General features: G+C 69.6%; 21 protein-coding genes, 1 tRNA gene and 1 pseudogene. 13 read left to right on the plus strand and 10 right to left on the minus strand.

Annotated elements, in window-relative coordinates; translation table 11 throughout:
- Positions 1 to 435: 435 nt before the first annotated feature.
- The gene (locus OG241_RS34205; protein WP_405820870.1) at positions 436 to 1,743 is read left to right on the plus strand and encodes a class I SAM-dependent methyltransferase; all 1,308 of its coding nucleotides are present in this window, start codon (positions 436 to 438) and stop codon (positions 1,741 to 1,743) included.
- A gap of 73 nt (positions 1,744 to 1,816) precedes the next feature.
- Here OG241_RS34205 and OG241_RS34210 read toward each other — a convergent pair whose 3' ends face one another.
- On the minus strand, positions 1,817 to 4,354 hold the full coding sequence (locus OG241_RS34210) for an ABC transporter permease (RefSeq protein WP_405820872.1): 2,538 nt from the start codon (positions 4,352 to 4,354) through the stop codon (positions 1,817 to 1,819).
- Between the two features lie 140 nt (positions 4,355 to 4,494).
- Positions 4,495 to 5,268, minus strand: coding sequence for an ABC transporter ATP-binding protein (locus OG241_RS34215; RefSeq protein ID WP_405820874.1), 774 nt, complete (start codon positions 5,266 to 5,268; stop codon positions 4,495 to 4,497).
- 405 nt (positions 5,269 to 5,673) lie between these two features.
- Here OG241_RS34215 and OG241_RS34220 point away from each other — a divergent pair.
- The 3 genes from OG241_RS34220 to OG241_RS34230 all read left to right on the plus strand — a co-directional run bounded on the left by OG241_RS34220 (position 5,674) and on the right by OG241_RS34230 (position 8,308).
- Positions 5,674 to 5,757, plus strand: a tRNA-Leu gene (locus OG241_RS34220).
- Positions 5,758 to 5,996: 239 nt separating this feature from the next.
- Complete coding sequence (locus OG241_RS34225) at positions 5,997 to 7,172, plus strand: 4-hydroxybenzoate 3-monooxygenase (protein ID WP_405820876.1); 1,176 nt, start codon at positions 5,997 to 5,999, stop codon at positions 7,170 to 7,172.
- A 227-nt stretch (positions 7,173 to 7,399) separates the two neighbouring features.
- A complete protein-coding gene (locus tag OG241_RS34230; RefSeq protein ID WP_405820878.1) occupies positions 7,400 to 8,308 on the plus strand; it encodes a Bax inhibitor-1/YccA family protein in 909 nt (302 codons plus the stop codon).
- 111 nt (positions 8,309 to 8,419) lie between these two features.
- Here OG241_RS34230 and OG241_RS34235 read toward each other — a convergent pair whose 3' ends face one another.
- Positions 8,420 to 8,650 carry a DUF4287 domain-containing protein gene (locus tag OG241_RS34235; RefSeq protein WP_405820880.1) on the minus strand — a complete coding sequence of 77 codons (231 nt, stop codon included), beginning with the start codon at positions 8,648 to 8,650 and terminating at the stop codon, positions 8,420 to 8,422.
- A gap of 104 nt (positions 8,651 to 8,754) precedes the next feature.
- On the opposite strand from OG241_RS34235, the gene OG241_RS34240 reads away from it, so the two are divergent.
- The gene (locus OG241_RS34240; RefSeq protein WP_405820882.1) at positions 8,755 to 9,066 is read left to right on the plus strand and encodes a hypothetical protein; all 312 of its coding nucleotides are present in this window, start codon (positions 8,755 to 8,757) and stop codon (positions 9,064 to 9,066) included.
- Between the two features lie 30 nt (positions 9,067 to 9,096).
- On the opposite strand, the gene OG241_RS34245 is transcribed toward OG241_RS34240, so the two are convergent.
- The 3 genes from OG241_RS34245 to OG241_RS34255 all read right to left on the minus strand — a co-directional run bounded on the left by OG241_RS34245 (position 9,097) and on the right by OG241_RS34255 (position 12,585).
- Positions 9,097 to 9,894, minus strand: a complete 798-nt coding sequence (locus OG241_RS34245) for a hypothetical protein (protein WP_405820883.1) — start codon at positions 9,892 to 9,894, stop codon at positions 9,097 to 9,099.
- 329 nt (positions 9,895 to 10,223) lie between these two features.
- Positions 10,224 to 11,444, minus strand: a complete 1,221-nt coding sequence (locus OG241_RS34250; protein ID WP_405820885.1) for an acetyl-CoA C-acetyltransferase — start codon at positions 11,442 to 11,444, stop codon at positions 10,224 to 10,226.
- 148 nt (positions 11,445 to 11,592) lie between these two features.
- Entirely contained in the window at positions 11,593 to 12,585 is a 993-nt protein-coding gene (locus OG241_RS34255) for a LysR family transcriptional regulator (protein WP_405820886.1), read from the minus strand.
- Between the two features lie 107 nt (positions 12,586 to 12,692).
- On the opposite strand from OG241_RS34255, the gene OG241_RS34260 reads away from it, so the two are divergent.
- Together OG241_RS34260 and OG241_RS34265 are read left to right on the plus strand one after the other, a co-directional pair.
- Positions 12,693 to 16,061, plus strand: coding sequence for a S8 family serine peptidase (locus OG241_RS34260; RefSeq protein WP_405820888.1), 3,369 nt, complete (start codon positions 12,693 to 12,695; stop codon positions 16,059 to 16,061).
- Positions 16,062 to 16,257: 196 nt separating this feature from the next.
- A pseudogene (locus OG241_RS34265) lies at positions 16,258 to 16,826 on the plus strand (transposase); the annotation flags it as partial.
- Positions 16,827 to 16,830: 4 nt separating this feature from the next.
- Here OG241_RS34265 and OG241_RS34270 read toward each other — a convergent pair.
- The gene (locus OG241_RS34270) at positions 16,831 to 17,547 is read right to left on the minus strand and encodes an SDR family oxidoreductase (RefSeq protein ID WP_405820889.1); all 717 of its coding nucleotides are present in this window, start codon (positions 17,545 to 17,547) and stop codon (positions 16,831 to 16,833) included.
- A 71-nt stretch (positions 17,548 to 17,618) separates the two neighbouring features.
- Here OG241_RS34270 and OG241_RS34275 point away from each other — a divergent pair, with 71 nt between their 5' ends.
- On the plus strand, positions 17,619 to 18,434 hold the full coding sequence (locus OG241_RS34275; RefSeq protein ID WP_405820891.1) for a helix-turn-helix transcriptional regulator: 816 nt from the start codon (positions 17,619 to 17,621) through the stop codon (positions 18,432 to 18,434).
- A gap of 319 nt (positions 18,435 to 18,753) precedes the next feature.
- Here the strand turns inward: OG241_RS34275 and OG241_RS34280 are convergent, their stop codons facing one another.
- Positions 18,754 to 19,449 carry a flavodoxin family protein gene (locus OG241_RS34280; RefSeq protein WP_405826563.1) on the minus strand — a complete coding sequence of 232 codons (696 nt, stop codon included), beginning with the start codon at positions 19,447 to 19,449 and terminating at the stop codon, positions 18,754 to 18,756.
- Between the two features lie 183 nt (positions 19,450 to 19,632).
- Here OG241_RS34280 and OG241_RS34285 point away from each other — a divergent pair, with 183 nt between their 5' ends.
- A complete protein-coding gene (locus tag OG241_RS34285; RefSeq protein ID WP_405826565.1) occupies positions 19,633 to 20,526 on the plus strand; it encodes a LysR substrate-binding domain-containing protein in 894 nt (297 codons plus the stop codon).
- Positions 20,527 to 21,266: 740 nt separating this feature from the next.
- Here OG241_RS34285 and OG241_RS34290 read toward each other — a convergent pair.
- A complete protein-coding gene (locus OG241_RS34290; protein ID WP_405820893.1) occupies positions 21,267 to 21,509 on the minus strand; it encodes a GntR family transcriptional regulator in 243 nt (80 codons plus the stop codon).
- A gap of 138 nt (positions 21,510 to 21,647) precedes the next feature.
- Between OG241_RS34290 and OG241_RS34295 the strand changes: the two genes are divergently transcribed.
- The 4 genes from OG241_RS34295 to OG241_RS34310 are packed head-to-tail and all read left to right on the plus strand — an operon-like array spanning position 21,648 to position 22,709.
- The gene (locus tag OG241_RS34295; protein WP_405820895.1) at positions 21,648 to 22,103 is read left to right on the plus strand and encodes a hypothetical protein; all 456 of its coding nucleotides are present in this window, start codon (positions 21,648 to 21,650) and stop codon (positions 22,101 to 22,103) included.
- A complete protein-coding gene (locus tag OG241_RS34300; protein ID WP_405820897.1) occupies positions 22,100 to 22,300 on the plus strand; it encodes a hypothetical protein in 201 nt (66 codons plus the stop codon). The genes OG241_RS34295 and OG241_RS34300 overlap by 4 nt, the downstream gene beginning before the upstream one ends.
- A complete protein-coding gene (locus OG241_RS34305) occupies positions 22,297 to 22,503 on the plus strand; it encodes a hypothetical protein (protein ID WP_405820899.1) in 207 nt (68 codons plus the stop codon). Before OG241_RS34300 ends, OG241_RS34305 begins: the two co-directional genes overlap by 4 nt.
- On the plus strand, positions 22,500 to 22,709 hold the full coding sequence (locus tag OG241_RS34310; RefSeq protein WP_405820901.1) for a hypothetical protein: 210 nt from the start codon (positions 22,500 to 22,502) through the stop codon (positions 22,707 to 22,709). The genes OG241_RS34305 and OG241_RS34310 overlap by 4 nt, the downstream gene beginning before the upstream one ends.
- A 130-nt stretch (positions 22,710 to 22,839) precedes the next feature.
- Here OG241_RS34310 and OG241_RS34315 read toward each other — a convergent pair whose 3' ends face one another.
- Positions 22,840 to 23,322 (minus strand): hypothetical protein, encoded by a 483-nt coding sequence (locus OG241_RS34315; protein ID WP_405820903.1) that lies wholly within the window; start codon positions 23,320 to 23,322, stop codon positions 22,840 to 22,842.
- Positions 23,323 to 23,325: the final 3 nt, after the last annotated feature.

A 23,325-nucleotide genomic window follows, 5' to 3' on the forward strand; every position in this document is an offset into this window, starting at 1 on the left:
AGGGGCCTCGTCCTCAATCGCCGGACGGGCTGGGGGTGCGGGCCTGGGCTGGGGAGGAGGAGGCGCGGGCTGGGGGTGCGGGCCTGCGCTGGAGAGGTGCCGCTGGGGGCTGGAGGCGGGTGCGGGCTGGGCTGTAGACGCGGTGGGGGCGGGTGGGTGGGAAGGAAGCCGGCCCTGAACGGGCCTTGTCCTCAAGCGCCGGACGGGCTGGAAATGCGGGCCTGGGCTGTAGATGCGGCGGGGGCGGGTGGGTGGGAAAGAGCTGGGGCTGGTGGGGCCTTGTCCTCACGTGCCGGACGGCCAGGGCTGGAGAGGGTGCGGCCCTCGTATCCCCTTTGCCCAGTTGTGATCAACCCTGGGGACTGCGGGCCCGGGGGGTTGGTGTTTGGGTGGGTGTTGGACATTCTCGGTTGTGTCGTAACGGAGGTGTGCGCCATGCCCGGAGCCGCGTCGCGGCTGCAGAGATTCGCCGAACAGTTGCTGGGGGTCCCGCTCCCGATGCGCATCCGCGCCTGGGACGGCTCGCAGGCCGGGCCGCCCGGCGCTCCCACACTGGTCGTCCGCAACCGCCGGGCCCTGCGCCGGCTGCTGTGGAAACCCGGCGAACTGGGGCTGGCCCGGGCCTGGGTCGCCGGTGACCTGGGCATTGAGGGGGATTTCTACGCGGCCCTCGATCTGCTGTCCGGGCTGGTCTGGGAGCGCGGGGAGGACGCCCGGACCCTCACCGAGACCCTGCGTGATCCCGAGGCGCGGGCCGCCGCGCGCGGGCTCGTGAAGCTGGCCGGGCTTCCGGTCCCTCCGGCTCCGCCCCGTGAAGAGGTGGCACGGCGGCGCCGGCGCCTCCACACCAAGCGCACCGACAAGCGCGCCGTCAGCCACCACTACGACGTCGGCAACGACTTCTACGGACTCGTCCTGGGCCCGTCCATGGTGTACTCCTGCGCCTACTGGGAAGCCCCTGGCAGCGCCTCCGGCACCGGCACCCTCGAAGACGCTCAGCGCGACAAGCTCGAACTCATCTGCCGCAAGCTCGCCCTGACGCCGGGGCAACGGCTCCTTGACGTCGGCTGCGGCTGGGGCTCCCTCGCCGTCCACGCCGCCCGTGAGCACGGCGTCCACGTCGTCGGGATCACCCTCTCGCAGGAACAGGCCGCGTACGCCCGTAAGCGCGTCGCGGACGAGGGGCTCACGGACCGGGTCGAGATCCGGGTGCAGGACTACCGCGACGTCACCGACGAGCCCTTCGACGCCGTCTCCTCCGTGGGGATGGCAGAGCACGTGGGGAGCGAGCAGTACCTGACGTACGCGCGAGAGCTGTACGCCCTGCTCAGACCGGGCGGCCGGCTGCTCAACCACCAGATCGCCCGCCGACCGCAGACGGACGAGGGCGCGTACACCCTCGACGGGTTCATCGACGCGTACGTCTTTCCGGACGGCGAACTCGCGCCGGTCGGCACCACCGTCACCCAGCTCGAACGGGCCGGGTTCGAGGTGCGTGACGTCGAGTCGATCCGCGAGCACTACGCGCTGACCCTGCGCCGGTGGGTCGCCAATCTGGAGGCCGACTGGGAGCGGGCCGTGCGGCTCACCGGTCCGGGGCGGGCCCGTGTCTGGCGGCTGTACATGGCCGCCTGTGCCCTCGCCTTCGAACACAACCGCCTCGGCGTCAACCAGGTTCTCGCCGTGCGGGCCACCGACTCCGGTTCCTCCGGGATGCCCCTGCGGGCCCGCACCTGGAACTGACTGTGATTGGACGGTAGTTGGGCCCCGCTCAGGGGTGAGCGGGGCCCAACTACCGTCCGGTACTGCTGAACGTCTACTCCGACTTGATCGCCGTCAGCATGTTCAGGGCGGCCGCGCGGCGGGCCGGCCACAGGGCCGCCAGGACGCCCACCGTGGCGGCGAGGAGCAGGAACAGCGCCATCCTGGCCCAGGGCAGGACGAGTTCGTACGTCGGCATGCTGGTGCCCAGCAGTTCACCGGCCGCCCAGCCGAAGAACACCCCGAGCCCGATGCCCAGGACGCCGCCGAAGAGCGAGATGACCAGGGACTCCAGGCGGACCATCCGCTTGATGCCCTTGCGGTCGAGGCCGATCGCGCGGAGCATGCCGATCTCCTGCGAGCGTTCGAACACCGACATGGCCAGGGTGTTGATGACTCCGAGCACCGCGACCAGGACCGCCATGGCCAGCAGACCGTAGAGCATGTTCAGGATCAGCGTGAACGTCCGCGCGATCTCGTTGGAGAGGTCCTTCTTGTCCTGGATCTTGATGGCCGGGTTGGTGCCCAGGGCCTTCTTCAGCTTGTCCTTCGTCGCGCCGGTCGCGCCGTCCGACGTCTTCACCATGACCTGCGCGTCGGACCGGTCGGCCACGTCGGTCCGGTGTGCGGCCAGCAGGGTGTTGTCGAGCATGATGCCGCTCAGCACCTCGTTGCCCTCGTACACGCCCGCCACCGTAAGCCGCTGTTTCCGGCCGTCGTCGTAGGTGGCTGTGAAGGCCGAACCCGCCTTCCAGCCCCGGGACTTGGCCGTGCTGTCGTCCACGACCACCTGGGTGCCGCCGACCTTGAACGTGCCGTCGTCGACCGTCAGCTTCGTCAGCCTGCCGATCGTGCTGCCGTTGACGCCGGTCACCCACTCCGACTCGTCGCCGATGCTTACGGAGGAGTTGCGCAGGGGGCTCACGGCGGTCACCCCGGACGTCTTCGCCAGGGTCCGGGCGACGTCGGGGGAGAGGTTGTTGCCGTTGGCCATCGAGACGATGTAGTCGGCGCTGATCGCGGCCGTGGCCATCTTGTCGATCGACTTCTGGAGGCTGCCCGCCATCACCGTCATGCCGGTGATGAGGGTGAGCCCGATCATCAGCGCGGAGGCCGTGGCGGCCGTACGACGGGGGTTGCGGACCGAGTTCTGGCGGGCCAGCTTCCCGGAGACGCCGAACCCGCGCATGAGCGGGGCGGCGGCGGCGATCATCGGGCGGGACAGGAGCGGGGTGAGGATGAAGACGCCGATGATGAGCAGGACCGCGCCGATGCCCATGGGGGCCTGGCCGTCCGAGCCGTTCATCGTCGTGGCCGCCAGGACCACGGCGACGCCCGCGCCGGAGAAGAGCACGCCGAGCGTGTTGCGCAGCACCAGCGACTTGGTGGTCGCGGTCGCGTGGACGCTGCTCATGGCGGCGACCGGCGGGATCTTCGCGGCGCGGCGGCCGGGGAGCCAGGCCGCCAGCATGGTGATGAGGATGCCGACCGCGAGGGCCGCGCCGACCGTGCCCGGCGTGACGATCAGCGGCCCGTCGGGCACGATCGCGCCGAGCATGCCGAGGAGCGACTTCAGTCCCGCTCCGATACCGATGCCCGTGACCAGCCCGGTCACCGCCGCCACCGCGCCGACCACGAACGCCTCGATCAGCACGGACCGGGTGACCTGCCGGCGCGAGGCACCGACCGCTCGCATCAGCGCGAGTTCCTTGGTGCGCTGGGCGACCAGCATGGTGAAGGTGTTGGCGATGATGAACGTGCCGACGAACAGCGCGATGCCCGCGAAGACCAGCAGGCCCTGCTTCAGGCCGCTCATCCCGGAGGCGATGATCCGCGCCTGGTCGTCGGCGAGCTGGGTAGCCGTCGTCGTCTCGACACTGCCTCGCGGCAGCGCCTTGTCCAGAGCCGACTTGAGCGCGGCCTGGCTTGTCCCGGCTGCCGCCTTGACGTCGATCTCGTCGTACGTGCCCGCCTTGCCGAACAGCCGCTGCGCGGTCGCCGTGTCGAAGAGGGCGAGGCTGCCGCCGGCCGTCACGTTGCCGTCGTCCGTGGTGAAGATGCCGGAGACGGTGGGGGAGAGCACCGGGCCGTCCACCGACAGGCGCACGGTGTCGCCGACCTTGTAGCCGGCCCGCTCGGCGGTCCGCGCGTCGAGGGCGACCTGGCCGGCGCCCGTGGGCGCGGCGCCGTCCTTCAGCGGGTACCGGGCGTCCTTGTCGCCCCAGTAGTTCGCGCCCTGTGACTGGAAACCGTCGCCGACGAGCTTGCCGTCCTTGTCGGCGATGGCCGTGAAGCCGGTCACGACGCCGATGACCGAGCCGGCGCCCGGAACCTTCGCGGTCTTCTCCAGCAGGGCCTGCGTCAGCTCCGGTGTCTTGCCGATCTTGTCGCCCACGTCCTCCCGGTAGCCCGGCTCCACGGCGACGTCGACCTGGTCGAAGCCCTTGGCGGAGCTGTTCTGGAGGGCGTTGGAGAGCGTGTTGGTGAAGACCAGGGTCCCGGACACGAACGCGACGCCGAGCATCACGGCGAGCACGGTCATCAGAAGCCTGGCCTTGTGCGCGAGTACGTTGCGCAGGGCGGTACGGAACATGGGTGTCGTCTCAGTCCGTCGAGTCGGGGTCGTGATGATGAGGGGTGAGGCGGGTGAGGGGTGAGGCCGGGTAGGGGAGTTGACCGGTCGTCAACTCCCGTACCGCCGGCAGCGCAGTACCGCGTTACCGCTGCAGCGCGTCAGCTGGTTCGGACCGTCCTGGTGTCCAGCTGCTTCATGCGGTCCAGGACGCCGTCGGCCGTCGGGCCGTACAGCTCGTCCACGATGCGCCCGTCCGCGAGGAAGACCACCCGGTCCGCGTACGCCGCCGCCACCGGGTCGTGGGTGACCATCACGACCGTCTGCCCCAGCTCCCGTACGGAGTTGCGCAGGAAGCCCAGTACCTCGGCGCCCGCGCGGGAGTCGAGGTTTCCGGTCGGCTCGTCGCCGAAGATGATGTCGGGGCGGGAGGCCAGCGCCCGGGCCACGGCGACGCGCTGCTGCTGGCCGCCGGAGAGCTGGGACGGGCGGTGACGGAGACGGTCGGCGAGGCCGATCATCGAGATCACCGAGTCCAGCCACTCCTTGTCGGGCTTCCGGCCCGCGATGTCCATCGGGAGGGTGATGTTCTCCAGGGCGGTCAGCGTCGGCAGCAGGTTGAACGCCTGGAAGATGAAGCCGATCTTGTCCCGGCGGAGCTTGGTGAGCTGCCTGTCCTTGAGCGACCCCAGCTCGGTGTCCCCGATGCGTACGGAGCCGGACGAGAACGAGTCCAGGCCCGCCACACAGTGCATCAGCGTGGACTTGCCGGAACCGGACGGGCCCATGATCGCGGTGAACTCGGCCTGCCGGAAGTCGACGGAGACCTGGTCGAGGGCGACGACCCGCGTCTCTCCCTGTCCGTAGACCTTGGACAGTTCCGTGGCGCGGGCGGCCACCGTGGTGGTCCGGTCGGCGAGGGGGGTGGTGGTCACGGGTGGGGCTCCTGTCGGGACGGCGGCACGAGGTCTGAGGCTCGTGAACCATCGTCGTGGCCGAAGGAAGCCGTGTAGTCAACCGCTGTTCCGGTTCCGAAGGCAGACTCCGGACGGACCCCGGGGGCCGGTGTCATACCTGGGGATGACGGTCGTCCCCTAGGTCCCACCCCGACGGGTTATGGCAAGAACAGGTGGAGCCCCCTTGTTCGGGCGGTGAAATTCCGTCATTCCGCATGCACGCCGGGCGGCCTCGCGAAAGGCTATTGGCAAGTGCGGATGGCCCGTTCCAGGTGCTGATGCACCCTCAGAAGTCAATAAAATAAGACAACATCGGGGACCTCACCCTCAGTAGGGGTGAGGCGTCCCGATAGGCTCGGAACCTCGATGCGGAGCCCAGGGCCTGCCCGGATGGTGGAATGCAGACACGGCGAGCTTAAACCTCGCTGCCCCTTCGCGGGCGTGCCGGTTCAAGTCCGGCTCCGGGCACTTTCGACAGTCGTATGCCGGATTTGTCGGTGCTGCCTTCATTCAGGTCTTCATCGCGGAACCGTAGAACTGTCGAGCCGTTGACAGCGGCCGTATCCGGTCAGACACTCATCACAGTCAGATCGTGAAGGAAATTTCACTACACGAACAGAACGGCCAATGGCCAAGATCAACGGTCAACGGTCAACGGTCAACGACCGATATGAGCATCCCGCGTGGGTGTACGAAGGGAACGACCGATGCGTACCACCGTCGGCATCATCGGAGCCGGCCCCGCCGGGCTCCTGCTCGCCCGGCTGCTCCACAACGCCGGTATCGACTCGGTCGTCCTGGAGAGCCGCGACCGGGAGTACGTGGAGCGGCGGCAGCGGGCCGGGATCCTGGAGCAGGGGACCGTCGACGTGCTGCGCGCCGCCGGGGCCGGTGCTCGCATGGACCGGGAGGGCCTGCGCCACGACGGCATCGAACTGCGCTTCGACAGGAAGCGCCACCGCGTCGACTTCCCCGCCCTCACCGGCGGCCGGTCCGTGATGGTGTACGCGCAGACCGAGGTCTGCAAGGACCTCATCGCCCTCCAGCTGGCGGACGGCGGCCCGCTGCTCTTCGAGGCGGAGGCGCTCGCCGTCGAGGACGCGGACAGTGACAGCCCACGGGTGCGGTTCCGGCACGAGGGGCGTGAGGACGTACTGGAGTGCGAGTACGTCGTCGGGTGCGACGGGTTCTGGGGGGTGGCCCGTAACGCGATCCCGGCCGAACTCACCCAGGTCTTCGAACGGTCGTACCCCTTCGGCTGGCTCGGCATCCTCGCCGACGTACCGCCCTCGCACGACGAGCTGGTCTACGCCCGTCACGACCGCGGCTTCGCCCTTCTCTCCATGCGCTCCCCGTCCGTCTCCCGCCTCTACCTCCAGGTGCCGGACGGCACCGACGCCGACGAGTGGGGCGACGAGGAGATCTGGGACGAGCTGGAGCGCCGCTTCGAGACCGCCGACGGCTGGAAGCTCGACCGGGGGCCCATCACCCAGAAGTCCGTGACACCGATGCGGAGTTACGTCCACGAGCCGATGCGCCACGGACACCTGTTCCTGGCCGGGGACGCCGCGCACATCGTGCCGCCCACCGGCGCGAAGGGGCTCAACCTCGCCGTCGGTGACGTCGTGACCTTCGCGCGCGCACTGACGCACCAGAAGGAGACGGGGTCGGCACAGCTGCTCGACGCCTACTCCGAGACCTGTCTGCGCCGCGTCTGGCAGGCCGAGCGGTTCTCGTACGACATGACGACCCTTCTGCACCGGACCCCGGACGCCACCCCCTTCGAGGACCGGCTCCAGCTGGCCCGGCTGGAACGCATCGCCGGCGCCCCCTCGGCGGAGACCGACCTCGCTGAGGGGTACACGGGTTTCCCTCTCGACTGACGGGACAGGTGACGGAGGTCCAAACGATCACGAGATCAGCGGGCGGTCTCGGCTCTGTACCGGGTTGGTCATGGTCCGGGGCCTCCGTGGCCGGGAATCAGGGGGACGCGTAGCGTGTTCGCGACAGCAGGACGAGGGAAAGATCCTCCCCAAGCACTAGGGTCAATCCTTTGCCCACCTATTACTCTTGAGCCCAAGACCACGCAGTGTGGCCATGGAGGAGTGCAATGAGGAGCAGCAACCCGGTCTTCTCGCGACGGGGGTTCAGCCGCGACAACGGCTACGCGGGCTTCAACACCGCGCCGCAGGCCGGGGGCGCAGCTGTCGGTACGCAGCCGGGCAACCCGTATGCGGACCCGCACGCCCAGCAGGGCGGCAACCCGTACGCGACCAACCCCTACGCCCAGCAGGGCCTTCAGCACGGCGCACCGCCGCAGGCCCCGGTCTCCACCGGCCGGATGACGATGGACGACGTCGTCATGCGGACGGCCACCACGCTCGGTGTGCTCGTCGTCACGGCGGCGCTCGCCTGGGCGCTGCTGCCGGTCGACGACGCGAACATCAACCGGTCCTACGGCATCGCCATCGGCGCCGGTCTCGTCGCGATGGTCCTGGGCCTCGTCCAGTCCTTCAAGCGCAAGGCCTCGCCCGCGCTGATCGTGACGTACGCGGCGCTCGAGGGTGTCTTCCTCGGCGTCGTCTCCAGCGTCGTCGACAACCGCATCGCGAGCGGTGCGGCCATGCAGGCCGTGATCGGCACGCTGGCGGTCTTCACGGCCGTACTCGTGGCGTACAAGGCGGGCTGGATCCGCGTCAACCGCCGCTTCTACGGCTTCGTGATGGCGGCGGCGCTCGGCTTCGTGCTGCTGATGGCCGTGAACCTGCTGTTCGCGGTGTTCGGCGGCGGTGACGGCCTCGGCTTCCGCAGCGGCGGCCTCGGCATCATGTTCGGCATCATCGGCATCCTGCTCGGCGCGTGCTTCCTCGCCCTCGACTTCAAGCAGGTCGAGGACGGCATCGCGTACGGCGCACCGCGCGAGGAGGCCTGGCTCGCCGCCTTCGGCCTCACGATGACGCTGGTCTGGATCTACCTGGAGTTCCTGCGGCTGGTCGCCATCCTGCAGGGCAACGACTAGCACGCCAGGCAGTAGGCAGTACGCAGTAGGCGGTTGAAGGGCCCCGGGGTCACCCCGGGGCCCTTCGGCTTGGTGTCGGTGCGTGCCTCGGTCTCTCAGAGGGCCGTGCTCTCAGAGAAACTTGCGCGCGGCCCTCCTCAGGTCGTACTCGTGAATGAGGGCTTTGGCGTGGCCGTACGCGAGATTGTGCTCGTGCCGGAGCCAGCTGACCTTCTCCTCGAAGCAGAAGAGGGAGGGCCCTTCGTCTACGGTGCGCAACCAGTCGGATACCTCACGACCGGTGCATTGGGGGATGCGGGCGAGCATGTTGCGGTGGGTCTCCTCGGAGAGGACGTGGGACATCGGCGCCTCCGGACGCAAAGGGGATGTAAGCCGGTCCTTCACGCCACGGTGCCTGAGGGTTGGGTTGTTGGCAACAGTCCGGTTGCGACGCGTAGTCTCGCGGCGTGCTGGATACCTCGCCTTTGACGCTCGCAGTGGATCACTTTGCCGACCGGTTGCGGGCAGCGCCGCAGAGTCGGTTGCAAAGAGGGGCCGCGGCGGAGGCACTGGGGCTGGCCAGGGAGTTGGCACGGCGTGCCCAGCTGCTGGAGTCACCGGCGGACGAGCCCCGGGTGATGCCCGACGTGGGGATGTTCGCCGCGGCGGACCAGGTGACGGTGGCCGCGCACGATCTGGCGCTGGTACTGAGAAACGAGGGGGAGTTGGCCTCGGCGCTCACACTGGTCGCGGAGGCTCAGCAACGGGCCGCGGTGTAGCGGACCCTCACGCTGCGGTCCGGCGGACCCTCACAGGGAAGCTATGACCCTGTCCGCCAGGACGTACACCGTCTCCTCGCCGCATTCGAACGTCAGGGCGTAGGCGCCCGAGATGCCCGAGCCGCCGAGGAGGACCGGGGCCGCGCCCGAGCGCAGGGCCGCGGAGAGGCGTTCGGCGGTTTCCCGGTGGCCCGGTGTCATGCAGAGGGTCGTGCCGTCGGTGAAGACGTAGACGTCGAGGGTGCCGAGGGGGCCGGGGCGGACGTCGGCCAGCGCGGTGCGGGAGTCGGCGAGATCCTCGAGACAGGCGACCGTGCGTTCGTGGTCGTTCACGATGGGCGACTGGGCCGGTACGAAGTCGGGGTGCGAGGGGTGCCGGCGACGGGCGGCGGCCAGTTCGGCGGACTCCCCGGCGAACTCGTCGGTGTCCGTGCTGGCCTCGGTCACCGGCTCCAGGGACTCCAGGCCCGCGAAGTCGGCCGGGCGCGGCAGGAACAGCTCACTGTCGGGGAGGCCGAGCAGGGAGGGCGCGTCAGACGTGTCACGGGCCTCCTGGGCGGCCCAGAAGGCACGTGCCTCGGCGAGCTCCCGCTCCCGCTCCTCGGCGAGCGCCTCGGCCACGGCGGCGCGTATCCGGTCGGTGTCACCGGAGGTGCGCGCCTGCGGTACGAGACCGTGCGCTCCTACGGCGAGAGTCTGGGCGGCCAGTTCGGCGTGCAGGGCCGCGATCTGCCGACGCAGCCCCAGCAGGGTGCGCAGAACGGCGACGCCCACGGCCGTGGTGATGGTGGCTGTGGCGAGCAGCAGAGCAAGAGGCGTAGCGCTCACTGACGTACTCCCGGTTCAAAGTCGACCCCCGACTTCCTACATCAGCTTGAAGGATGGACTAACCACCTGTCAGTGCGTAACGTCACGAAACGGACAGGACTTTGGGCCCGGGGTTTGGGGTCGAACCTGCCTTGAGCTGCGCAAATGCCTCGCTGGAGCGAGATAGGTCACATCCTGGGGGAGATTGGATCACAAATCGGCCCAGAACCCCAGTGGTTACAGGGTTCCGGGCCGAGTTGTCACTGACCGCGTCCGCGCGATTACCGAAACGATTCCGCCAGTTGGGGATCGCGGGTGCCGCCCGGGGCCGCCGAGGGTGTCGCCCGGGTCTAGCTCAGGCGCTCGATGACCATCGCCATGCCCTGGCCGCCGCCGACGCACATCGTCTCCAGGCCGAACTGCTTGTCGTGGAACTGGAGGGAGTTGATGAGCGTGCCGGTGATCCGGGCGCCCGTCATGCCGAAGGGGTGGCCGACGGCGATGGCGCCGCCGTTCACGTTCACCTTCTCCAGCGGGATGCCGAGCTCGCGGTAGGAGGGGATCACCTGGGCGGCGAACGCCTCGTTGATCTCGGCCAGGTCGATGTCGTCGATGGTGAGACCGGCCCGGCGCAGCGCCTGCCGGCTCGCCTCGACCGGGCCGAGGCCCATGATCTCGGGGGAGAGGCCGGAGACGCCGGTCGACACGATGCGGGCCAGTGGCGTGAGGCCCAGCTCGCGCGCCTTCGTGTCGCTCATGACGACGACGGCCGCGGCGCCGTCGTTCAGCGGGCAGCAGTTGCCGGCCGTGACCAGTCCGTCGGGACGGAACACCGGCTTGAGCCCCTGGGTGCCCTCCAACGTCACGCCCGCACGCGGACCGTCGTCCTTGCTGACGACCGTGCCGTCGGGCAGCGTCACCGGGGTGATCTCGCGCTCCCAGAAGCCGTTCTTGATGGCTTCCTCGGCGAGGTTCTGCGAACGGACACCGAACTCGTCCATGTCGAGCCGGGTCACGCCCTTCACGCGGGCGAGGTTCTCGGCGGTCTGCCCCATGGAGATGTACGCGTCCGGCACGAGGCCGTCCTCGCGCGGGTCGTGCCAGGAGGTGCCCTCCTGCTCCGCGACGGCGGCGGTACGGGCCTCTGCCTCGGCGAAGATCGGGTTGCGCGTGTCCGGCAGCGAGTCCGAGTTGCCCTTCGTGAACCGGGAGACCATCTCGACACCGGCCGAGATGAAGACGTCACCCTCGCCCGCCTTGATGGCATGCAGTGCCATACGGGACGTCTGGAGGGACGAGGAACAGTAACGGGTGACCGTGCAGCCCGGCAGGTGGTCCATGCCCATCTGTACGGCGACGATCCGCCCGAGGTTGTTGCCCTGCTCGCCGCCGGGCAGACCGCAGCCGAGCATCAGGTCGTCGATGTCGTGCGGGTCCAGCTCGGGGACCTTGGCCAGCGCGGCCTGGATGATCGTGGCGGTGAGGTCGTCGGCGCGCAGCTCCTTGAGGGAGCCCTTGAAGGCGCGTCCGATGGGGGAGCGGGCGGTCGAGACGATGACGGCTTCCGGCATGACGACTCCATTGGCGTACGGGGGGGCGACTCGGGCTTCTTACTTCTTTACTTCTTGCGGGCGGACCTGCTTGGGAAGTTACCCGTACGTATGGCCCCGGTCACGGGTGTGGCGGTGTGACTCGGGCCGCACTTTTCTAAGCGCTTGCTCAGATGGGTGGGGGAGAGGATGAGGGAGAGGGAGAGGCCGGCGGCAGCTGCCCCTTGCTCTCCAGCCACTCCCAGTACACCCGCGCCCGCCGCGCCTCCGCCCAGTACGCCTTCGTGAGCGCGTCGTGCAGGGCGGACGCGTGTTCGGCGAGGGGGCTGGACGCCGCCCACACCAGCCGTTGGCGCACGCCCATCGGGTCCCCGGTCAGCGGCCGTACGACGACACCCTCGCGCTCGGTCACCAGCGGGTGCGCGAGAGCGACCCCGTGCCCCTGCCCGACCAGCGGGAACACCACGCTCCCGCTGAGGCGCTGCACCCGGCGCGGGGAGAACCCGGCCAGGCGGCACGCTGCCCTGAACTGCGCCCGCATCCGTACGTCCTTGTTCTCCCCGGCCAGCCAGGCCTCGCCGGACAGGTCCCGCAGCGGTATGTCCGGCCGGTCGGCGAGCGGGTGCCCTTCGGAGATCAGCACGAAGACGGGTTCGACGGCCAGCAGGGCGTCGCTGAGCCCGGGGCGCAACGCGAGCTCGTACTCCGGGTAGTCCACGACCAGCCCGAAGTCGAGCCGGCCGGTGGCGAGCAGTTCGAGCTGCTCCTCCTCCGTGTCGCAGGTGTGCAGGGTGATCTCGGCCCGGGGCAGCAGTCGTTGCGCGGTGGTCACCAGTACGGCGGTGAGCGGGCCGGGGATCGAGCCGAGCCGCAGGGCGGTCAGGTCGGAGTCGTCGGGGCCACGCTGCCTTACGTCACGCATGAGGTCCTCGTGGGCGGTGAGGATGCCATGCGCGTGCGCCAGCACCATCGCGCCGAACGCCGTGGGCCGCGAGCCGTTCCCGTCCCGTATGAACAAGGTAGCGCCCAAAAGCCGTTCTATGCGCTGGAGTTGAGCGGTCAGCGCGGGCTGGGTGAAGCCGAGGGCCGCTGCGGCACGGCTGATGGAGCCGGCGTCGGCGATCGCGTTCAGGACGCGTAGGTGGCGGACCTCCAGCTCCATAGCGCGATGTTATGGGCGGTTGGGAGTACCCGGAAGATCGCACCGGGCGGACAGTCGATCGCAACCGGAGTCACGACCGTCACCACCACCACAACAGTGGAGGCCGTATGTCCCGCATGTCCCGAAGACTGAGCGGTGCACTGGTAACCGCCCTGCTGGTGCAGGGAGTTGCCGTGGTCACCCCCGCGACCGGCGCGACCGGCGGCATGAGTGCGACCGGTACGACGGACCCGACCGCCACCGCCTCCGACTGGACCCACGGAACCGGACAGGGCGCCGCCACCCACCGGGTCACCCTCGTCACCGGCGACCGCGTCGACCTGTCGGGGGCCGCCGTGGCCATCCAGCCAGGGGCGGGCCGCGAGGCGATGGGCTTCCAGCAGTTCGAGCGCGACGGCCACCAGTACGTCGTCCCGAACGACGCCCTGCGCCTGGTCACCGGCGGTCAGGTCGACGAGCGGCTGTTCGACGTGACGGGCCTGGTCGCGGCCGGGTACGACGACGCCGGTACGGCCGTACTGCCCACGATCGTGACGTACGCCGACGCGACGCTCGGCAGCCGCAGCCTGCGCGCCACGGCCGGAGCCCGGGTGACCCGGACCCTGCAGGCCGTCGACGGCGCGGCCGTGGCCGTGGAGAAGAAGACCGCGGGCACCTTCTGGGACGGGATGACCGCGGGCAGCCCTACGGCGGGACTGCGCACGGCGAGCGGTGTCGCCAAGCTCTGGCTGGACGGCAAACGGCAGGTCGGCCTGGACCGGAGCGTGCCGCAGATCGGGGCGCCGACGGCCTGGCAGGCGGGGTACGACGGGCGGGGAGTGACCGTCGCCGTCCTCGACACCGGGTACGACGCGACCCACCCCGACCTGGCCGGACGGGTCACGGAGGCCGTGAACTTCACGGACGCGGCGGACACCGACGACAACGTCGGCCACGGTACGCACGTGGCGTCGACGGTGGCGGGCGGCGGCGCGAAGTACAAGGGGGTCGCGCCCGGCGCCTCACTGATCGTCGGGAAGGTGTGCAGAGACCGCAACTGCGCCGATTCGTCGATCCTGGCCGGCATGGAGTGGGCCGCTCCCCGCGCCAAGGTGATCAACATGAGCCTGGGCGCCGAGGACACACCGGGCGAGGACCTGCTCGAAGAGGCCGTCAACACGCTGACGGCGCGGACCGGCGCCCTCTTCGTGATCGCCGCGGGCAACGAAGGCAGCTCGGAGGGCACGGTCGGCTCCCCGTCCACCGCGGACGCCGCGCTCTCCGTGGGCGCCGTCGACAAGCAGGACGTGATGGCGTCCTTCTCCAGCCGGGGCCCGCGCGAGGACGGCGCGATCAAGCCGGAGATCACCGCACCGGGCGTGGACATCGTCGCCGCGCGGGCCGTGCACGCGACCAGCGACTACCTGGAGGTCGAGCCGGGCTACACCGCCCTATCCGGTACCTCCATGGCCACCCCGCACGTGGCCGGGGCGGCGGCCCTGCTCGCCGGGCAGCACCCGGACTGGCGCGCGGCCGAGCTGAAAGCGGCCCTGATGGCGTCGGCGACGCCCACTCCCGGCGCCGACGTCGACGCGCAGGGCGCGGGCCGGGTGGACGTGGCCCGCGCCGTTCACCAGTCGGTCCTCGCCACGCCCACGTCCCTGCCTCTGGGCACCCAGGAGGCCCCGGCCGACGACGACGTACCGGTGGTCAGGTCCGTGACGTACCGGAACGACGGCACGGAGCCACGCACCCTGGACTTCGCGGCACGGGTGACCGGCCCCGACGGTTCCCCCTCCCCGGCGGGCATGTTCACGGTCACCCCGGAGCGGGCGACCGTCCCGGCGGGCGGCACGACCACTGTGACGGTGACCGCCGACACGCGCGTGGAGAGCGGCACGGGAGTGTTCGAGGGCGCGCTGGTAGGCGTGGACACGACCACCGACACCTCGGTCCGCGTACCGCTGACGATCACCAAGGCCACCCCCACCCACAAACTGACGGTCAAGGTCATCGACCGCGCGGGAAATCCGGCGGCCGACTACTGGACCGACATCATGAGCCTGGACGGCAAGGTCTACCGCTTCGTGTACGACCCCTCGGGCTCAGGCACGGTCTCCGTCCCCGAGGGCCGCTACACGGTCAACGCGTCGGTCATCACCCCGTCGGACGGCAGTTCGACCCTGCTGGTCCGACCCACCCTCACGGTGACCGGCGACAGCGAGATCGTCCTCGACGCCCGCAAGGGCACCCCCGTCTCGGCGACCCTCTCGCGCAAGGACGCGAGTCTGCGTCTCGCCGCGGTCGGCTTCCGCCGCGAGCTCACCAACGGGACGGGCTACGGCATGCGGGTCACCGCCGACTCCTTCGGCAAACTGTTCACGGCCGCGCTCGGCGACGACGTGGGCCCGGGGGAGGGAGCGCTGGTCGCCGACGTACGCGGCTTCTGGGCGAAGAAGGGCAAGGACGGAACGTACGACGACTCGCCGTACGAATACGTGCTGGTGTGGTTCGAACGGGGCCATCTGCAGACGAACTTCCGCCGGGTGGTGCGCCAGAGCGAACTGGCGGAGGTGAAGCAGAAGTACTACTCGGTGACGGGGGCGCCCTCGCGGGCCTTCCAGCACAACTTCGGCTTCCCGCCGGAGGGCGGGAGCGCGCTGTCGGCGGGCGCGATCTGGTTCGACAACCCGGGCCACCGGACCGTCTACTACAAGGCCGCCGACACGATGTGGGAGGCGCGCTACAACCAGTACGCGGCCGACGGGACGTTCCAGACGCAGTTCTATTCGAACAACTACGAGACCTACAGGCCCGGCAAGCGCTACACCATCAACTGGCAGCAGGCGGTACCCGGCCCACGCTTCGGCCGCCAGACCTTCGTCACCCGCGACGGCAACCGCCTCTCCTTCAACATCCCGATGGCCGGCGACCACGCGGGCCACACCGGCTACACGGAGTGCGACACGAGCAGGGTCGCCTTCTACCGCGGCGACCAGAAGATCGTCGAGCTGGACTACCCCTGGACCGACGCCTCGGGCCCGGTCCCGGCGGCCGAGTCGACCTACCGCCTGGAGTACTCCTCCGCGCGCAGCGCCACCAAGGGAGACTTCGACCTCGGTACGGACATCAGCGGCTCCTGGACCTTCCGCTCGGGAGAGGTGAGCGGGAGCATGCCGGTGGCCCTGTCGGCCTTCGACTTCGCTCCGGCCGTCGACCAGACCAATACGGGGCGTACGGCTGTCATTCCGATGCGGTTGGTACGGCAGCCGGGGGCGGCTCCCTCGGCGGTACGGACGGTGTCGGTGGACGTGTCGTACGACGACGGGGCGAGCTGGCGGAAGGCCCGGCTGGTGAAGGTGGGTCGGGATGCCTGGACGGTGCCGCTGCCGGGGCGGCCGGTGACCGGCGGGTATGTGTCGCTGCGGGCGAGTGCCGGGTTCGCGGACGGGGGAGCGGTGGAGTACCGGGTGATTCGGGGGTACCGGGTGGGCTGAGGTGGCGCTGCTGGTGAGATGAGGTGCGGGCGGGTGATGGCTGGGGGCCTTCACCCGCCCGGCGGGGCGCCGCCGCGTGCAAGTTCGCGCAAGTTCGTGGCGCTGGGCTTTCTCTGGCGTGCAAGCTCGTTCGCAGTGATCCCCACCTGGTCGTAGGAGGCAAGAATGGCGCTGCGCAAGCTCGGGCAGCGCCATTCTTGCCTCCTACGACCGGATCGTCGGCCTCGTCCTCGATCAGATCGCCGTGGACGGCTCCATCACCAAGGCGCCCGGAGGCGGCGAGGTGGCCGGTCGCTCACCGGTCGACCGCGGCAAACAGGGCCTGAAACGCTCGGGCATGACGGACGGGTACGGCATTCCGCTGGGTCGTGTCCTGGCCGGTACCAACCGAAACGACTCCCCGTTGCCCGCCCCGACCTTGGATCGTCTGAACGACCTGGGGCTGTTACCCGACGACATCACGGTGCATCTAGACGCCGGCTACGACTCGGACAGGACCCGCGCGCTGCTCAACGAACGCGGCCTGCACGGACGCATCGCGCACAAGGGGAGAAGGCGCCCATCCAGGCCAGTCAGAGGTGGCATGTCGAACGCACCCACGCCTGACAGAACGCCTTCTACCGGCTCGCCCGCTGCTACGAGCGGCGCACCACCGTCATCGACGCCTTCTTCGACCTCGCCGACACGATCATCACCGTGCGCAGTCTGATCCGGCAGGCATGGACCACACACCGATGGGACACCCGTCCTCGACGCCGCCCATGACTGATCACCAGGGCACGGGCGTTCCGTCCCAGGAGAAGAAGCCACCGGTGGGGCCGTCGTCCGGCAGCAGGGCCAGGCGGAGGGCACCCTGCGCGGCCTCGGCCGGGTCGCCGTCGGCAGCGGCGGCCCGGGGGTTGAGATCAGTGGCCCGCAGGCCGGGGGCGAGCGCGTTGACCTTGAACCCGTCCTCAGCCAGCGTCTGGGCGTAGAGGACGGTGAGGGCATTGAGGGCGGCCTTGGACGACCGGTAGGCGCCGCCGCCGCCGCTTCCCGGGGTGAACTGGGGGTTGGGGGTGGTGCTCCAGGTCAGCGACGCAGTGCCACTGGAGATGTTGACTATGCGCGGGCTCGGGGACCGGCGCAGGGCGGGCAGGAAGGCATTGGTCACCGCCACTACCCCGAACACATTGGTCTCGTATGTGCGCCGGTACTCCTCGACGCCGGTGTCGGTCGGCGGGGCGAGTGACGGCGAGATGCCGGCGTTGTTGACCAGCACGTCCAAGCGGTCCATCTGAGCCGCGGCCTGTGCGACGCCGTCGGGATCTGTCACGTCGAGGACCAGCAGACGGGCCCCGGCTCCGATCTCCTCGACGGCCCGTTGCCCGCGCCCGGGGTCACGGGAGCCCACGTACACGGTGAGGCCCTCGGCAGCGAGCAGCCGGGCGATATGCTTGCCGATGCCCTTGTTGGCACCGGTGACCAGAGCTGTGCGTTCATTCATGGCAACCACACTTCCCTGGTCGTGGGTGCCCTGCCAGGGACAGCCTGTACCAGGCAGTGGGAGGAGGCGACATGGCGCGGCAGGAGCTGGCCCACTACCTGCGGGACCGCCGGGCGGCCCTGCGTCCGCACGAGATCGGCCTGGCGGCGACGGGCACCGACCGCCGCACACCGGGTCTGCGCCGCGAAGAGGTGGCGGAGCTCGCCCACATGTCGGTCGACTACTACACGCGGCTGGAGCAGGCCCGGGGGCCGCGGCCATCGGCCCGGATCCTGGACGCGCTGGCCCGCGCGCTGCGGCTCACGCCGGCCGAGCGCAGCCATCTGTTCCGCCTGGCGGGTTCGAGCGCGCCGCCCGGCATCAGCGCCGTGCGGCGGGTGCGCCCGCACGTGGCCCGGATGCTGGAGCGGCTGCCGGAGACCGGTGCCATCGTCACTGACGCGGCGTACGACGTTGTCGCCTGGAACCCCCTGGCCCGGGCACTGCTCGGCGCCGACCTTGGAGGCGGGACGACGAACCTGGCCCGACGCCGCTTCCTGGGCCAGGGGCGGACGTACGAGAGCTCCAGCGCCGAGGAGTTCGGGCACATCGTGGTGGCGCGGCTGCGCCGGGCCGCGGACCGCTACCCGCATGACCCGCAGCTGGCCGCGCTGCTGGCCGAACTGCACGCCGGCAGTGAGGAGTTCCGGCAGATCTGGGAGACGCGTCCCGTCCACGCTCCCGGGCATCGCACCAAGACCCTGGACCATCCAGAGGCCGGTGCGCTGCGGTTGAACTGCGACGTCCTGCTCGTGCCCGAGGATGACCAGGAGGTTGTCCTGATGACGGCCGACCCCGGATCACCTGCCGTGCGGGCCCTGCGCAGGCTGGCCACGCAGGCGATCTGAAACGAAGGATGCGCACAGGTCTCGCCAACGGTCACAGAGCGTCGCAACTCAATATTCACTGGGCCTGTGCCCACCTTGATGGCGAGGCTTTCCACGCTGCCTATCTGCGCGGGCTCTTATTCGCAGCGGTCAGCCGCAGGTTCCACTTCATCCCATCAGTCCTTCCAGCCGCTTCGCGGCCCGCTGCTGCCCGGTCACCCAGGCGTCCTCGACCCGGGTCTGCTGGACGTGTATTGGTAAGCCCGGCTATCGGAAGCTGCGGAATGGCTCGGCCCGGCCGGTCAGGTGCCGTGCGCTGCGGGCGGGGCGATCTGCGAGGTCAGGCGCTGGTCAGCGCTGCCGGTGCGTCGTCCGTCTCCCTGAGGGAGGCCGACAGGGCGCGGGCCTCGTGTTCGGTCATCCGGGGAGTCTCGTACGGCACGGCGTTGACCCAACGCTGAGTCAGCCGGGCGATCCGCTCGCCGTACCGCTCCGCGGTGATCAGGTCGCCGCGCGATCCGGCCTGCTCCGGCCCCAGGTCGGCGTGGCTCTGGCTCATCAGGCCCAGCCATGAGCCCAGCCGGTTCACATCGTCGCGGGTGCCACCGCTCCAGTTGTTGCCCGGCATGTCGCCCACGCCGATCCACTGCATGCCCATCTGCGCGCCGAAGACCGCCAACTGCTCCAGGACCGCCAGTTTGTCGCCGCTCTGCGAGGCGGACATGGTGAACGCTCCGGCGAGCTTGTCCTTCCACGCCTGCGTGATGAACGGCGTGAACGCCGCCTCCATGAACGCCTTGAACACGGCAGACACACTGCCCATCAGCGTCGGGCTGCCGAAGACGATCGCATCGGAGCGCTCCAGCAGCGCCAGCACCTCCGCATCGTGCCAACGGCCCGCAGTGACGTCCTCGGGCCGGATCTCGACGAGATGCACCTGGGCACCCGGCACCAGCCGCGCCCCGTCCGCGAGGTGCTCGGCCAGCACCCGGGTGTGCCCGTGCACCGAGTGGTAGACCACCGTCACCGTGGCCATCAGCGCATCGTGCTCACGGACAACGTCATTGACTGCCATCTGCTCTTCACTACTTCCGGTCGTGGGGAAATCCCTGCTTGCCCACCCATCACACTCGGCGGACGGCACAGCATCAACGCCGAACTTCGGCACGCAGCGATCGGTCACACCGATCGATCGCGTTAGCCTGGTCCCGTGGACAGGATGGAACTGGAAGCATTTGTCGCGGTCGCCGAAGAGCTGCACTTCGGCCGTGCTGCCGTGCGCCTACACAGGGGGCAGCCCACCGTCAGCGACGCCGTCAGGCGCCTTGAGAGCGCCCTGGGCGGGCGGCTGTTCCACCGCACCAGCCGCCGGGTGTCACTGACTGATCTTGGCGTAGCGCTGCTGCCCGACGCCCACGCCACCCTGGCCCAGCTGCGCGGCTTCCAGCAGCGCGGACGCTCCCTGGCCGCCGGCGAGGGAACCCGCACCACTCTCGTCGTCGCTCACGCCGAATACACCGGCCACCAGCTGCTGTTGCGCTGCCTGCCGCAACTGCGGAGCCGTTTCCCCGACGTGACGATCGTGCCGGAGGCCATGCCGACCACAGCCCAGCTCACCGCCCTGCGGGCGGAGACGATCGGCCTTGGCATCGGCTGGGCGACCGGCGACGTCACCGGCGTACGCGCGAGGGTGCTGTCCACCGAGAGGTTCATGGCGCTCGTACCCGCGGCCCACCCCCTCGCTGGGCACGCCGAGTTGACCGCTTCCGAACTGTCAACCACCGACCTGCTCACCTGGCCCCACCAGATCAACAGCGGTCTCTGCGACCGCCTCCTGGACGCCTTCCACATCGGCGGAGCCGACCTGCGCATCATCAGAACCGCCGACAGCGTGCACGCCATCGCCGCTCATGTCGCCGCGGGAACGGGCATCGGTATCACCCTCGAGTCCGCACTCGACCACCAGCCACCCGGCCTGCGCATCATCCCCCTCACCGGCCCTTCGACCACCGCCGACCAGGTCGTCCTCACCTCCACCGAGCCGTCGGACACCGCCACGGCGCTGCGCGACCTGCTGCTGCACGCCTCGGCAGAGCCCTCCACCGATTACTGAGCGGCGTGGGTCAGCGGTGGGCGAGTTCCGCCGCGTAGGCGGCTCCGTAGCCCTGGTTGTCAGGACGGCGGTGGCGCGTGGCATTGGCGCGCATCCGCTGGCCAGAGCGGCGCAGGTGCGCACAGCTGGATCAGGATCGTTGAGGAGGCTGGTGGTGTCCTGGCCCCAGGTACCCAGGGCGAGAACTGCGGAGGAGCGTTCTCGGCGACTGCCGTCCGCTGAGAGAACGTTACGCAGGCGGTGGGCGGCGCGGGGAACGACCTCGGCGAGGTCGGGTGCCTTCAGAAGCAGCGTGACTGCTCCGAGGGCTGCCTCTCGGGTGTCCGGATGCGGATCGTCAAGGAACGGTTCGACCGCGTCGTAGAGCTCGCGTCGGATACTCCGGCATGCGTGGATCGCTCCGAGCTCGTCCTCGCCGTCGTACTCAACCCCGTACTCGTCCTCGCTGCCGGGGTCCTCACCGTAGGAGGCCGAGTCGGCGATCTGTCCGAGCCAGTCGAGTAGCGCGGCCCGTAGGGGGCGAGTCCGGTCGTCCCAGGGGAAGAAGCTCTCGTGCTCGGCCAAAGTCTGGCGGTGGGGCAGGATGGCTGTGACGAACAGTGCCGCTGGCGGGGTGGAGCTGTACAGGGATCCCTGATGCAGCACGGACATATCGAGCATTCCCAGTGCTTCGGCCTGCACCTCGGGATCGTCGTTCAGGAGAGCGCAGTGCGAGTCCGTGAACCATATGACGCGCGTGTCTATCCGCGGCGCGGGGGAGCGTCCTCAACGAACGAGCCTTGCCCCAGCACAGTGCGGAGCCTGCCTTCCGTCCGCAGCGCGGCCACAGCCTTCTGAATCGTCGAGGCCGCGACGTCGAACTCTGCGGCGAGGTCCACCACGGCGGGGAAACGCGCACCGGGAACGTACGTACCGGCATCGATCCTGCGTCGCAGTTCATCGGCGATCTGGGTCCATACAGGTTTGCCCCGGTCGAGATCCATGCCCTCGAACGTATGCGTCTTCGCGAAACCGAGCGACCGCGAATGCGCGAATGCGCGTATCCTTGAGATGAGACAGACCCCGGCGAGTCGGTCAGGACTCCCGGGGCGTGGCCCACCAACTGGTTGGAGTTGATGAACGTGGCCGAGCGTAGCGCTGCCGCGCTGCACTGGGTTGTGGTGACCCTGGTTCTCTGGGGCATCACCTGCCTGATCCCACCGACCGGCACTCGCCGGAAAGCAACGCCGTCGACGCGCATGGTCGTGACCAGCGAGACCCCAAGGGGCCACGCCGATCGGCGGGTACGAGTGCAGGCTGTGCGCCGGTCGCCGTACAGCACCGACCAGGGTCCCCTGGACGGTTCCGCGTCCCGACTGTCACGGCCCTACCTGCCCGCCCTCGCGGACTCGGTTCCGGAATTGGAGTCGGAGGCTGTCGCCGCGCGCCGTACTGCACGTGTGCGTCGCAACGGGGCGGCGCGTGCACGGGCGGTGCGGCTACGCCGACGCGAGGTCGCGGTGCTGGCAGCCGACTTCGGGTTTCACTTCGGCATCCGGGACATTCACGCCGAGTCGGATGCGGTGATGGCCCGATGACCAGCGCGAGGGGTACTAAGGTCCAAGCCGCCGTACGCCAGGCCGAGTTGCCCATGCTGCACGCCTACCGACTCTGGTTCGAGCACGCCCGCAAATGCGACCACTGCAAGCGGGTCCGGACGGCGCAGGAAGGGTGTGAGAGCGGACAGGGACTGTGGGGCGCCTACCGCCAGGCGTACGACGGAGGTGTCGGATGACCACCAGCCCCATCGGCGAGGCCGACAAGTGCGGGACGATCCGCGCTTCTCTGTTCTGTCGGGCACCCATCCTCAGCGAGACCGGCGCGTGCATCCTTCCCCAGGAGCACGAGGACGATCACCTGGACGCCAAGGGCGCACGCTGGAACGTCATCCCCCTCGTCGGTGGGTCAGGCCTCGGCGAGGACATGGGTGGGCGATGACCCACACCCCCGAACCCGCCTGGGCACCGGAACTCCCCTTCCGCTCCCCCCGCTGCGCTCTGAGCCAGCACCCCGACTGCCGGGACTCCGAACCCCGCGACACCGGCGTACCCGGAGTCCACTACCTCGTCTGCACCTGCACATGCCACCACCCGAACCCGCTCCCGACCCCAGCCCCGGAGACGGCGACGGAAACCTGCGCGTGAGGTTCCCTGAACCACGCAAGGTTGGCGCTGGTTCCGGGCTCGGAGGGTGACGCCAAGGCCCGGCCTTTCCGTGGACAGGTCACGGAGGACTGGGCCAGGGTGGTGCATGGAGGGGGGAGCGGGCGGCGGCTCAGCCGGTACTGGAAGAGAGCCAGCCCTCGTTGTCCCGGTGGCGGTTCAGGCCCACGGTCTCGAATTCGTCCGTGCCTGGAGCTCGGCCTGCGCCCAGGCGTCGAAGCGCCTGCGAGATCGGGCTGACCGCGCTGGACAAGCCCTCGCTCGTCGCATCGTCCACAGGCCCCAGCGTCAGCACACCCTTGGCCCACACGACAGCTCTCTGCTCACCGGCGCCGCCGAAGTACTCGGCCTCGACATAGGCGACCGGCCCTGCGGTGGACCACTGGGCGAGCAGTCCGTCGAAGCCTCCCGGCAGTCGCCAGAATCCCAGGATCTGCTCTGTGCTGCCGTCCGTGACGGCGTCGAAGACCTCATCCGTCATCGGCATCAGCGACAGGCCCTGGTGGAGCCTTGCCACCCGGGCGCCCGGAACCTCTCGTGACGCGGTACGGAGCAACTCGTCCCCGGCGATCACTGCTTCCAGCTGGTAACCCATCCC

It is taken from the genome of Streptomyces sp. NBC_01390, from assembly GCF_045040105.1.
Classification (GTDB): domain Bacteria; phylum Actinomycetota; class Actinomycetes; order Streptomycetales; family Streptomycetaceae; genus Streptomyces.